Here is a 12,176-nt window from a genome sequence, read left to right on the forward strand (position 1 = left end):
TTCACCGGAAGTCGTGGAACTCGCCGTACCCGCCAGGTCCGCGGGGGCGCGCATCCGGCCCCGTGGGGAACAACCGGGGCGGTGCGGGAAAAGTTCTGTGCGAACCCGTGTAAGAGTGCGCGGCCCTCCCCCTCTCTCCGGGTGCGGGGGCCGAACGGCGGCCCCGCGGTGCGAGGAGGGTGAGCGGTCATGGCCGGACAGTCGACGGGCGTGGTGGAGCAGGAACTGGAACTGGAACTGGTGCTGTCGCCGGAGCGCAGCGTCCCGGTGCCGGCCCGGCTGTCGTACGGGAGTCACGACCCGTTCGCGGTGTACGTGGCGTTCCACCTGGACAGCGGGACGCCGGTGACCTGGGTGTTCGCCCGGGAGCTGCTGGTGGAGGGGACGTTCCGCCCGTGCGGGCAGGGGGACGTGCGGATCTGGCCGACCCGGTCGGGGCGACGCAGCGTACTGTGCATGGCGCTGAGCTCGCCGGCCGGCGACGCGCTGCTGGAGGCGCCGCTGGCGACGGTGGCGGCCTGGCTGGAGCGGGCGCACCGGCTGGTGCCGCCGGGTGCGGAGCTGGAGGCGCTGGACCTGGACGGTTCGCTCGCCGAGCTGCTGGCGTGAGGGGCGCGGCGGAGCGGACTGCGGCGGAGCGGACTGTTCAGCGGGCCGCGGGGGCCTTCTGGGCACCGGCGCTGCCGAGCCCGTCCGGGCCGGGGCGCTGCGCGGGGACGCGCACCAGCGGGGCGCCGGCGGCGATCCGCCGGGAGCGGACCCGGAGCGCGGCGACCGCGAGGAAGCACAGGCCGAGCAGCGGGTAGACCGAGGCGGGGAGCTGGTGCAGGGCGGGCAGGTGCTGGTCGAGGTCGCCCTTGTGCGGGACGACCCACATGCCGAAGGAGAGGAAGCCGAGCACGGTCAGGGCGAGGATCGGCCGCCAGCGCAGGTGCCGGACGGCGGCCGGGCGGGAGCGCTCGTGGGCGGCCTCGGCGGCGAGCAGCACCAGCATCGGCACGCACCACACCCAGTGGTGGGTCCAGCTGATCGGGGAGATCAGGACGGCGGTGACCAGGGCGGCGCAGACGCTCCAGGCCTCGGCGCGCGGCGACCAGCGGGCGCTGCGGTGCGCCCAGGCGGCGATGGCGAGTCCGGCGACGGCGACGGCGGCGGCCAGCGCGGTGGCGGGCAGGCCGGGGTTCTCGGCGTGCAGCAGGCGGGCGACCATGCCGCGCAGTGACTGGTTGTCGACGATGACGGTCTTGCCGACCCGGGTGGAGTCGAACAGGTAGGTGGTCCAGAAGCCGCGGGTGGCGTCCGGCAGCACCAGGGCGCCGATCAGGAAGGTGCCGAGGAAGGTCGCACCGGCGACGAACGCGGCCCGAACCCGGCCGGTGATCAGCAGGTAGACGGCGAACAGGCCGGGGGTGAGCTTGATGCCCGCGGCCAGGCCGATCGCCAGGCCCTTGGTGCGGGCGCTGTCGGGGCGGGTGAGGTCCCACAGGATCAGGCAGGCCAGCGCGAGGTTGATCTGGCCGTAGCGGAGCGTGGTGAAGACCGGTTCCAGCCAGACACCCAGTCCGGTGATCAGGACCACGCCGATCGGCCGCACCTCGCGGCGGGGCCAGCCGACCAGCTTGAAGGACAGGTGGGCGAGCAGCGCGAGCAGCGCGAGGTTTCCGGCGGTGACGGCGATCCGCAGGAACGGGACGCCGAACCAGGTGGTCGGCACGAACAGCATCGCGGCGAACGGCGGGTAGGTGGCGGGCAGGTCCCACTCGGTGACCCGGATCGCGTAGAGGTCGCGGCCGTGGGCGACGGCGGCGCCCTCCGCCCGGTAGACGATCATGTCGACCATCGAGGTGCCGACGAAGTGCCGCACCGTGGCGTACGCGACCAGCGAGAGTGCGGCGAGCGCGGTGGCGGCGAGCAGCGGGCGGCGGGGGGCGGCGCGCAGGGCGGCGGCGAGGTCGGCGAGCAGCCGGGCGGGGGCGGTGAGCGGGCGGCGCCAGGCGGGTACGGGGGGCTGCGGGTCGCGCCCGGGGGGCGTCGTCCGGTCCGCTTGCACCGTGGTCACTGTCTCGCTCCGTCCGCCGTCGGCCCCCGTGGGCCAGCAGCCGACACTACCGGACCTGCCCGGATGCGCCACTGCGCGCGGTTGCCCCGGGCTCCCCTCCTCGGGCCCGGGGCAACGGCGCGCGGTGGCGGCCGACGTGCGGGGTCAGCCGGTGTAGGCGGCGAAGGCCTTGGTGAAGGCGAGCGGCTGCTGGTCGATGCTGGAGCAGGTGGCGTCGGCGTAGCCCTTGGCGCCGCCGGGGCAGGCCTTGTCGCGGGTGCCGGACCACATGGCCAGCCAGGCGAGGTGCTTGCCGCGGGCGAAGTCGGCGAGCTGGGTGGCGTCGGCGACGGTGAAGACCTCGGTGGCGACGTCGTTGACGCCGATCATCGGGGTGACCGCGGTCTTGGCCCAGGCGGTGGCGTCGTCGACGCCGAGGACGGACTTGAGCTGGGCCTGGGTGGCGGTGGCCGCGGCGATCGCGTAGGTGCCCATCCGGCCCTGGGGGTTGGGGGCGACGCCGTCGCCGAAGTCCATCGCCATGATGTTGACCGCGCCGAGCTGGACGCCCGCGGCCTTGGCGCCGGCGACCAGGTTGACGCCGTCCTGAGTGAGGCCGGTGGGCAGCGCGGGCAGGGTGAAGGAGACGTCCAGCGGGCGGCCCTTGGCGGCGGCGGTCTGCTGGAGCTGGGCGATGGCCTGGGCGCGGCGGGTGTTGGCGGCGGTGTCGGCGATCGCGCCGCCCTCGATGTCGAAGTCGAGCTTGGTGAGGCCGTAGGCGTCGATCGCCTTCTGGTAGGCGGCGGCCAGGTCGGCGGTGGAGGTGCAGGCGAGGGCGAGTTCGCTGCCGTTGGCGCCGCCGAAGGAGACCCGGACGTCGCCGCCCTTGGCCCGCAGGGCGCCGATCTGGGCGGCGACGGCGTCCGAGCCGAGGTCGGTGACGCCGCCCCACTTGGGGGTGCAGCCGCCGCCGGAGACCACGAAGGCGAGGGTGAAGTTCTTGACGCCGGTGGCGTTCGCGGTGCCGAGCAGGTCGTAGGCCGGGTAGAGCGAGGTGTCGATGTACGGCGCGAAGCGGGCGGTGCCGGCCGGGACGACGGTGCTGGTCGGTGTCGGGGTGGGGGTGGGCGCCGGGGTGGTGGGCTTGGCGCTGCTGGGGGCGGCGGTCGGCTTGGTGGCGCTGGGGCTGGGCGTGGGGGCCGGGGTCGGGGTCGCCGTGGTGGGGCGGCCGGACGGGGTGGGCGCGGGGCCGGTGCCGCCGGTGCAGGCGGTGTCGTTGATCCGGCAGTTGCCGGGTTCGGCCTGGGCGGCGCCGGCGGCCTGGACCACGAAGCCGACGTCGACGGTGTTGCCGGGCGCGAGGGAGCGGTTCCAGCTCTCCGGCTTCACGGTGACGTGCCGTCCGCTGACGGTGTAGGAGGCGTTCCACAGCGAGGAGATGCTCGCGCCGGCCGGGAGGTCGAAGCTGAGCGTCCAGTCCTGGATGGTGCCGGAGGTGGAGTTGGCGACCAGGTACTGGCCGGTGTAGCCGGACTCCCAGACGCTGGTGCGGCTGTAGGCCGCGCCGAGCGCGGCGGCGTCCGCGGACTGGGCGAGCACCGCGATCCCGGCGGCGGCCAGCACGGCGACCGTCGCGGCGCCGGCCACCAGGGGCTTGCGGCGCGGACGGCGGCGGTGGCCGGCGGATCGGGTCGGCTGGCTGCTGCTGGTCATGCTTCGGCTACCTCCGCGCAGTGGGTGAGCCGGGGACTCGCACCCGGCCGCCGTTGACGCTAGCCGTCGGCGGTGGCCGGATTTCGTCTGCTGAGGCAGCGGTAGTGGCCGCTTAGGCCGTACTTAAGGAAAAGGTCCGACACCTCGCTGCATCCCCCGCGGCGGCAGCGTTCGGCGGCGGCATCCGGTCAGTTCCGGCGGGTCGGGCGGCCGGGGCGGCGGCGCTGCTGCCGCGGCAGTTGGACCTCGGTGCGGGTGTTGAGCCGCAGTTGGATCTCGGCGCCGCCGAGGACGGCCGAGCGGCCGAGGGCGAGGTCGCCGCCGGTGGCCTCGGCGAGCTTGCGGACGATGTCCAGGCCGAGGCCTGTGGAGCCCTCGCCGCCGTGGCCCGCGCCGCGCCGGATGGCGGCGTCGGGGTCGGTGAAGCCGGGGCCGCCGTCGCCGACCAGGACGATCACCGAGTGCTCGGTCGCCAACAGGTCGACGGCGAAGGCGGTGCCGACGGCGGTGTGCCGGAAGACGTTGCCGAGCAGCGCGTCGACGGCCGCGGCCAGGTCGCCGCGCTGCACGGGGACGGGGACGGGCCGCTCGTCGCCGGCCAGTTGCCAGGGGCGGCCCTCGTCCTCGGCGAGCGCGGACCAGAAGGCGACGCGCTCGCGGATCACCTCGACGGCGTCGCAGCCGAGCGCGACCGCCGGGGCGTCGACCGGGTCGCGGCGGGCGGAGCGGATGATCTGGTCGACCTCGCGCTCCAGTTGGGCGACGGCGTGCCGGGTGGCGTCGGCGGCGTCGCCGTCGCCGAGCGAGGCGGCGTTGAGGCGCAGCACGGTGAGCGGGGTGCGCAGCCGGTGCGAGAGGTCGGCGGCGAGTTCGCGTTCGGCGGCGAGCAGGTGGACCACCCGGTCGGCCATCGCGTTGAAGGCCTGCGCGGCTTCGCGCAGTTCCTCGGGGGCGCCGGCGGCCTCGCGTCCGTCGACCGGCACCCGGACGGTGAGGTTGCCGGAGCCGAGCGAACGGGCGGCGGCGGCCAGCCGGCGGGCGGAGCGGACGATCCGGGTGCCCATCCGGTCGGCGACCGCGACGGAGACCGCGACCAGCGCGAGGGCGACGCCGGAGAGCACCAGCCATGCGGTGCCGACGCCGCGGGACAGGTCGGCGTCGGGCACGAACACCTCGACCACGGCGACCCGTCCGTTGTCGACGGCGACCGGCTGGAGCAGCGCGTAGCCGCCGGGGGCGCGGACGGTGCCGGCCCGGCCCTGCTGCTCGGCGGTGCTGAGGCCGTCCTGGTCGACCCGGGCGGTGCCGACCACCGGTCCGGCGGGCAGGTGGACGGCGAGGCGTTCCTGGGCGCCGGCGTCGGTGGAGGCCAGGGCGCGGGCGATGGCGTCCTGGTCGGTGGTGATGGCGAGGGCCGGGCCGAGCGCGGCGGCCTGGCGTTCGGCGGCGGTGAACGCCCGGTCGCGGGCGGTCTGCTGGACCATCAGGCCGAGCGGGATGAGGAACGCCAGGGCGACCATCATGGTGCCGGCGATGGCGGCCTTGATCAGCGCCCAGCGCAGTGAGCTGAGGATCCGGCTCACGTCGTGCACCCGCCCGGCCCGATCGGTGCCTCCAGTCGCACTCCGACGCCGCGGACGGTGTGCAGGTAGCGCGGGTTGGAAGCGGTTTCGCCGAGCTTGCGGCGCAGCCAGGAGAGGTGGACGTCGATGGTCTGGTCGCCGCCGTAGGTCTGCCGCCAGACCTCGGCGAGGATCTCCTTGCGCGGGACGACCACGCCGGGCCGGCCGGCCAGGAAGGCCAGCAGGTCGAACTCACGGCGGGTCAGGTCGAGCCGGCGGCCGTCGAGCAGGGCCTCGCGGCGCTGCGGGTCGATGGTCAGGCCGCCGACCCGCAGGACCTGGGGGGCCGTCAGGGCGCCGCCGCCGAGCCGGCGCAGGACGGCGGCCATCCGGGCGGTGAGGTGTTCCCCGGAGAAAGGTTTCACCAGATAGTCGTCTGCGCCGTCGTTGAGCAGCCGGACGATCTCCGCCTCGTCGTCCCGGGCGGTGGAGATGATCACCGGGACGTTGGTCAGGCCGCGGATCATCTTCAGCGCCTCGCTGCCGTCCAGGTCGGGCAGCCCGAGGTCCAGCACGACCAGGTCGCAGCCGACCTGGGCGACCTCGCGCAACGCCTCCAGCGCGGTGCCGACGGAACGTACGGCGTGGCCGCAGTCGGACAGATGGCGGATCAGGGCGGAACGTACGAAAGGGTCGTCCTCGACCACGAGCACTGTTGCCATGGGGCTGCACGGTACGCCATCACGGCGAACTGGTCTGTACCTCGGGTGGTTTAGGCCACTGGAAGACGGGCAGGTCCAGTCGCTTTCCGGCGCGCTTGCACCCTTTTTCCGCAAGGTTTCTGAGGAATGTCCGGGCCACTGACCTGGTCGTGACCTTCGTACGGCAGGATGTCCCGCGATGCGGAGCGGACTGGTAAAACTCGGCGCCTGGACGGCGGCCACCGGGGCGGCGGTGGCGCTGTCCTGGCTCGGCGTGCACGCGGTGCTGGCGGACACGGTGTTCGACGAGCCGGTGGCGGTGCCGCTGCCGACGGCGGGCACCGCGCAGACCCGGGACGCGCCGCCGCCGACGCTCGCCCCGGCCACCTCCGCGGCCGCCGACGCCACCACCGCGGCGCCGAGCCCCGACCCGGACCCCGACCCGACGCCGTCCGCGCCGAGCCGGACCCCGGCCGTGAAGCGCTCGCCGAGCCCGACCACCTCGGTGCACAGCTACCTGGTGCCGGGCGGCCGGGTGGCGCTCGACCTCCGGGCCACCGAGGCCGAGTTGGTGTCGGCGACCCCGGAGACCGGCTGGGGGATGCAGGTCTGGCACGGCGACCAGTGGATGCGGATCGACTTCTCCAAGGACGGCCGCACGTCCTCGGTCTTCGTCACCTGGAACGGCCACCCGCCGGACGTGCAGACCGTCCCGGGCTGACGGACGGCGCCGTGCGACCGCACAATGTCGGTCGAACGCCCGCCCAGTGAACGGAGCCCCGCCGTGTCCTCGCACCCCGACGCCATCGACGCGCTGGACGGCAGGCTGATCCGGCTGCTCACCGAGGAGCCGCGGATCGGGGTGCTGGAGTGCTCGCGCCGGCTGCAGGTGGCCCGCGGCACCGTGCAGGCGCGGCTGGACCGGCTGCAGGCGCGCGGGGTGATCGGCGGCTTCGGCCCGCAGGTCGACCCGGCGGCGCTCGGCTACCCGGTGACCGCCTTCGCCACGCTGGAGATCTCCCAGGGCCAGGGCGCGGACGTCCGGGCGCACCTGGCGGCGGTGCCGGAGGTGCTGGAACTGCACACCATCACCGGCCACGGCGACATGCTGGTGCGGATCGTCGCGCGCTCCAACGCGGACCTGCAGCGGGTGATCGACCGGGTGGTGGGCTTCGACGGGATCGTCCGGGCGTCCACCGCGATCGCGCTGGAGAACCCGGTGCCGTACCGGATCCTGCCGCTGGTGGCGCAGGCCACCGGGGCCTGACCGCAGACCGATTCCGGCGTTTCGGGCGTGTCTACCGTCGCCGGGCGAATATTGGCATATGCCTCTTGCTCGTGCACGCAAAGATCCCAGCCATGAGCATACGGACCGCACTCACTGAGTGCCCGCCAGCTGTCCATGCGTCAACCCGGCGGTCCCGCAAGGCCGTTCGGACCACCGAGGTGGTCCGATGAGCCGGATCACCGACGCCCCCACCCTGATCGCCTCCGCGCAGCGCGCGCTGCGCCTGCTGGAGGCCGCCGCCCGCTACCCGGCGGGCGCCACCGCCAAGCAGCTCGCCCGGGACACCGGGCTGGCCCTCGGCACCACCTACCACCTGCTGCGCACCCTGGTCCACGACGAGTACCTGGAGCGTCGTCAGGGCCTGTACCGGACGGGGCCCGCGGTCTCCGGACTCACCCGGGAGGAGAGTCCGGAGGCCGGCCGGTCCCGGCTGGACGGGCTGCTCGGCCGGCTCGCCCACGAGCTGTCCGCGGCCGTCCACTTCGCCTGGTACAAGGAGGGCGAGATCGACCTGGTCGCCGCCGCCGCGGCCCCCGGCGCACCCACCGCCGACCCGCGGCACTTCCGGGCCGGGGCGCACGCCCACGCGGCCGGCAAGACCCTGCTGGCCCTGATGTCCGCCGAGGAGCGCCGGGCCCACCTGGCCCGTTACCCGATGGTGCCGTTCACCCCGTACACCCTGCGGGAACCGGCCCACCTCCCGCTGCTGCCCCGGCAGGGACCGCAGCGGGCCGCGCCGATCACCCAGTACCAGGAGTACGCGATGGGGCTGGCCGGGGCGGCGGTGCCGATCGTGCTGGGCAGCGGGCTCGCCGCGGTGGCGGTGGGACTGCCGATGACGCAGGCGCACCGGTTACCGCAGATCGCCGCCCAACTGCGCACCAGGGTCGGTGACGACCTGGTGACCGCCGCCTTCGGACTGTAGGACCCCGCCGTACCGAGGGGTGACGCACTCGACGGCCGGGCGCACGGGGGTGCCACGCCCGGCCCGTTGCCCCGACGACCGTCGGGACGGCCGCCGTCGGCCGCGGACGACCGTCAGCAGTGCGCGACCGCGCCGCCGCTGTTCAGCGCGCCGAGCGCGGCGATCGAGTCGGCGAGGGTGTCCACCGGCACCAGCTGCAGTCCCGCCGGGGTGTTCACCTTGGCCTGGGCGCACTCGCCGCGCGGCACCAGGAACACCGTCGCGCCGTCCCGGGCCGCCGCCTGGGTCTTCAGCGGGACGCCGCCGACCTCGCCGACCCGCCCGTCCGCGTCCACCGTCCCGGTGCCGGCCACGATCCTGCCGCCGGTCAGGTCCCCGCCCTTGCCGTCGCCCGCCAGCTTGTCCACGATGCCCAGCGCCAGCATCTGCCCCGCGCTCGGGCCGCCGATGTCGCCGAGGTCGATGACCACCTTCACCTGCGCGGGCGAGAGGTGCAGGTAGCCGAGCGCGGCCAGCGTGGCACTGTCCTGGGACTCGGTCATCTGCTGCTCCGTCACCTGCTGCGCCTTGTCCGGGTCGCTCTGCGGGTAGACCTGCTCGGTGGGGACGACCGCCTGCTTGGGGTCGGTCCACGCCAGCAGCGAGTCCCACAGGCTGTTGCGCTCGCCCGGGTTGGTGGCCGAGATGGTGACCGCCCGCAGCTGCCCCGTGGTGGCGCGCACCGGGGCACCGGTGATGGTGATCACCTGGCGGCCCTGGTACTGGCCCAGCGTGTCCGCGGTGACGCCGGGCGACTCCAGCGTGTACGGCAGCGGGACGAACGCGGCCACCGCGAACAGCGCCACCACCGGCAGGGCGCACAGCGTCAGCGCACGGGTCTTCGGGGAGATCGCCGAGGGCCGCTTCGCGACCGGGGGCTGCTGCTTGGTTTCGGACACACCGGCATCCAAACACACCGCGGGCGCCGCCGAGGACGCCCAGTCGGATCAGCGCAGCGCGTCGGCGACCTCGGTGGCCGCCTCCACCACGCGCGGGCCGACCCGCTCCGGGACCAGGCCGTTGAGCATCACCACGCCGACGCTGCCCTCGATGCCGCTCAGCCCGAGCAGGGCCGCCGCGGCACCGCTGGCCCCGGACTGCTCCTCCGCACGGGTGATCACGAAACCCTGGTCGGGACGGCGCTGGCCGGGGAAGGCGCGGGCCTCCAGGATCGCCCGGCCGGCCGCGCTCTCGCTGAGCGGGTGGCGCAGGCCGGTGCGGTAGGCGACGTGGAAGTCGGTCCAGGTCGGCTCGACCACGGCGACGGCCAGCGCCTCGTTGCCGTCCACCAGGGTCAGGTGGGCGGTGGCGCCGAGGTCCTCGGCGAGCGAGCGCAGCGCGGGCAGCGCCGCCTCGCGCAGCAGCGGGTGGACCCGGTGGGCGAGCCGCAGCACGCCGAGGCCGACCCGGGCCCGGCCGCCGATGTCGCGGCGCACCAGGCCGTGCTGCTCCAGGGTGGCCAGCAGCCGGTAGACGACGGTGCGGTTCACGGCCAGCCGGGCGGCCAGCTCGGTCACCGTCAGCCCGCGCTCGGAATCGGCGAGCAGTTTCAGTACCCGGACACCCCTGTCCAGGGTCTGGGAGGTCTCAGCAGTCACGACGCGCCTGGTCCTTTCCGCGGCGAGGCCGACCCTACGACACAACTGCCGTGGGACGAACCGGATTTGAGCGCGCGCAGGGGGGTGTCCGCGCGGGAGTCCGCGCCTCGGCGACGTCGACAAGGGCACAGAGCTCCGCGGCACTCTCCCGGGCTACGGGGTGGGGCCCGATCGAGTGTGGGGAGACGCTAGTGAACCGGGGGTGTACAGCGGAAGTGGTTGTCCAAAATCCGATCTGTTTCGACGCGTTTTCGAGATGTGATACAGGACAAAACCACCCATTTACCCGGCCCTGAACCGCGCACCAGTTCGAGAGTGTTCCGGAGTCCGGACACCGGCTCCCGGGCTGGCCGAGAAGTGACGGTTCTTCAGGGGCGCCGGGTCTCAGCCCTGGGTCGCCCACTCCCGGATCCGGCCGATCCGCGCCTTCAGCTGGTTGGCGGTGGCCTGCGCGGTGAGCGGGCCGCCGCACTGCCGGCGCAGCTCGTTGTGGATGGTGCCGTGCGGCTGGTCGGTGCGGTGGTGCCAGGCGGCGACCAGCGCGTTCAGCTCCTTGCGCAGCTCCCGCAGCTCCTGGTGGGTGACCACCGGCCGCTCCTCGGCGGGCAGCTCCAGCAGGTCGGCCTCCTCGGCGGGCTTGGCCTTGGAGCGCTGGATCTGGCGGTGCTGGCGTTTCTGCAGCAGCATCTGCACCTGGTCCGGCTCCAGCAGGCCCGGGATGCCGAGGTAGTCCTCCTCCTCCTCGCTGCCCGGGTGCGCCTGCATGCCGAACTCCATGGCGTTGTACAGCACCCGGTCGAAGACCGCGTCGCTGCCCAGCGCCTCGTAGGAGAACTCCTCGGTGCCGCCGTCCGCCTCGTCCTTGGTCTTCTCGGCCTCGGCGAGCAGCCGGTCCTCCTCGTCGAAGAGGCCCTCGCCCTCCTTCTTCGGGCGGTCCAGCACGTGGTCGCGCTGCAGCTCCATCTCGTTGGCGAAGCCGAGCAGCATCGGGATGGTCGGCAGGAAGACCGAGGCGGTCTCGCCGCGCTTGCGGGCACGCACGAAGCGGCCGACGGCCTGGGCGAAGAACAGCGGGGTGGAGATCGAGGTGGCGTACACGCCGACGCACAGCCGCGGCACGTCGACGCCCTCGGACACCATGCGCACCGCGACCATCCAGCGCGAGGTGCCCTCGGCGAAGTCGGAGATCCGCTTGGACGCCTCGGCCTCGTCGGAGAGCACCAGCGTGACCTTCTCGCCGGAGATCTCGCGCAGCAGCTTGGCGTAGGCGCGGGCCACCGTCTGGTCGGTGGCGATCACCAGGCCGCCGGCGTCCGGGATGGCCTTGCGGACCTCGGACAGCCGCCGGTCGGCCGCCTGCAGCACGGCCGGGATCCACTCGCCCTGCGGGGCCAGCGCGGTGCGCCAGGCCTGGGCGATCAGGTCCTTGGTCATCGGCTCGCCGAGCCGCGCCTCCAGCTCGTCGCCGGCCTTGGTGCGCCAGCGCATGTTGCCCGAGTAGCTGAGGAAGATCACCGGGCGGACCACGTGGTCGGAGAGCGCGTGCCCGTAGCCGTAGGTGTAGTCGGCGACCGACTTGCGGATGCCGTCGCCGCCCGCCTCGTACTGGACGAACGGGATCGGGTTGGTGTCCGAGCGGAACGGCGTGCCGGTCAGGGCGAGCCGCCGGGTGGCGGGCTCGAAGGCCTCGAAGCAGGCCTCGCCCCAGGACTTCGAGTCACCGGCGTGGTGGATCTCGTCCAGGATCACCAGCGTCTTGCGGGCCTCGGTCCGGTTGCGGTGCAGCATCGGGTTCACCCCGACGCCCGCGTAGGTCACCACGATGCCCTGGTAGTCCTTGGACAGCGGGCCCGAGGAGTACGCCGGGTCCAGCCGGATCCCTATCCGGGCGGCGGCCTCGGCCCACTGCTTCTTCAGGTGCTCGGTGGGCGCGACCACGGTGATCTGCTGCACAAGGTGGTTGTGCAGCAGGTACGAGGCCAGGGTCAGCGCGAAGGTGGTCTTGCCGGCGCCCGGGGTGGCGACCGCCAGGAAGTCCCGCGGCTGGCTCTCGATGTACCGGTCCAGCGCACCCTGCTGCCAGGCCCGCAGCTTGCCCGCGGTACCCCAGGGGGCACGGCCCGGGAAGGCCGGGGAGAGGTGGGTGGCGGCGGACGTCCCGGCGGGCCGGGGATGGGCGGCGTCCGCGTGCGAGAACAGCGGGGACATCGAGGAGGAGGCGGCGGTAGTCACGGTCTCCGAACAGGGTCGTCGCAGGTCAGAGCCGGTATTCGGCCCCGATCCCGCGGTCGGCGGGCAGGCGTGGAACCCGC

11 protein-coding genes are annotated in these 12,176 nt (G+C 74.0%); 4 read left to right on the forward strand and 7 right to left on the reverse strand.

Annotation, left to right across the window (positions count from 1 at the left end):
* Nucleotides 1-189: 189 nt before the first annotated feature.
* Entirely contained in the window at nt 190-609 is a 420-nt protein-coding gene (locus ACWD4U_RS26515; protein WP_363456226.1) for an SsgA family sporulation/cell division regulator, read from the forward strand.
* A 37-nt stretch (nt 610-646) separates the two neighbouring features.
* Here ACWD4U_RS26515 and ACWD4U_RS26520 read toward each other — a convergent pair whose 3' ends face one another.
* The 4 genes from ACWD4U_RS26520 to ACWD4U_RS26535 form a co-directional block, all read right to left on the reverse strand.
* On the reverse strand, nt 647-2,059 hold the full coding sequence (locus ACWD4U_RS26520) for a glycosyltransferase 87 family protein (protein WP_363456229.1): 1,413 nt from the start codon (nt 2,057-2,059) through the stop codon (nt 647-649).
* Nucleotides 2,060-2,203: 144 nt separating this feature from the next.
* Nucleotides 2,204-3,751 (reverse strand): glycoside hydrolase family 18 protein, encoded by a 1,548-nt coding sequence (locus ACWD4U_RS26525; RefSeq protein ID WP_363456232.1) that lies wholly within the window; start codon nt 3,749-3,751, stop codon nt 2,204-2,206.
* A 188-nt stretch (nt 3,752-3,939) separates the two neighbouring features.
* Nucleotides 3,940-5,313: a HAMP domain-containing sensor histidine kinase gene (locus ACWD4U_RS26530; RefSeq protein ID WP_363456330.1), complete on the reverse strand. Its 1,374-nt coding sequence runs from the start codon at nt 5,311-5,313 to the stop codon at nt 3,940-3,942.
* A gap of 17 nt (nt 5,314-5,330) precedes the next feature.
* Entirely contained in the window at nt 5,331-6,035 is a 705-nt protein-coding gene (locus ACWD4U_RS26535; protein ID WP_363456235.1) for a response regulator transcription factor, read from the reverse strand.
* Between the two features lie 178 nt (nt 6,036-6,213).
* On the opposite strand from ACWD4U_RS26535, the gene ACWD4U_RS26540 reads away from it, so the two are divergent.
* From ACWD4U_RS26540 to ACWD4U_RS26550, 3 genes are all read left to right on the forward strand, one after another.
* Nucleotides 6,214-6,735 carry a hypothetical protein gene (locus ACWD4U_RS26540; RefSeq protein WP_363456238.1) on the forward strand — a complete coding sequence of 174 codons (522 nt, stop codon included), beginning with the start codon at nt 6,214-6,216 and terminating at the stop codon, nt 6,733-6,735.
* A 63-nt stretch (nt 6,736-6,798) separates the two neighbouring features.
* Nucleotides 6,799-7,281, forward strand: a complete 483-nt coding sequence (locus ACWD4U_RS26545) for an Lrp/AsnC family transcriptional regulator (protein WP_363456241.1) — start codon at nt 6,799-6,801, stop codon at nt 7,279-7,281.
* Between the two features lie 187 nt (nt 7,282-7,468).
* Nucleotides 7,469-8,227, forward strand: coding sequence for a helix-turn-helix domain-containing protein (locus ACWD4U_RS26550; protein ID WP_363456244.1), 759 nt, complete (start codon nt 7,469-7,471; stop codon nt 8,225-8,227).
* A gap of 113 nt (nt 8,228-8,340) precedes the next feature.
* On the opposite strand, the gene ACWD4U_RS26555 is transcribed toward ACWD4U_RS26550, so the two are convergent.
* The 3 genes from ACWD4U_RS26555 to ACWD4U_RS26565 all read right to left on the reverse strand — a co-directional run bounded on the left by ACWD4U_RS26555 (nt 8,341) and on the right by ACWD4U_RS26565 (nt 12,072).
* Nucleotides 8,341-9,165, reverse strand: coding sequence for a hypothetical protein (locus ACWD4U_RS26555; protein ID WP_363456247.1), 825 nt, complete (start codon nt 9,163-9,165; stop codon nt 8,341-8,343).
* A 48-nt stretch (nt 9,166-9,213) separates the two neighbouring features.
* Nucleotides 9,214-9,864 (reverse strand): IclR family transcriptional regulator, encoded by a 651-nt coding sequence (locus tag ACWD4U_RS26560; RefSeq protein WP_363456250.1) that lies wholly within the window; start codon nt 9,862-9,864, stop codon nt 9,214-9,216.
* 384 nt (nt 9,865-10,248) lie between these two features.
* Nucleotides 10,249-12,072 (reverse strand): DEAD/DEAH box helicase, encoded by a 1,824-nt coding sequence (locus ACWD4U_RS26565; RefSeq protein ID WP_363456333.1) that lies wholly within the window; start codon nt 12,070-12,072, stop codon nt 10,249-10,251.
* Nucleotides 12,073-12,176 lie beyond the last annotated feature (104 nt).

Source organism: Kitasatospora sp. NPDC002522 (assembly GCF_053595195.1).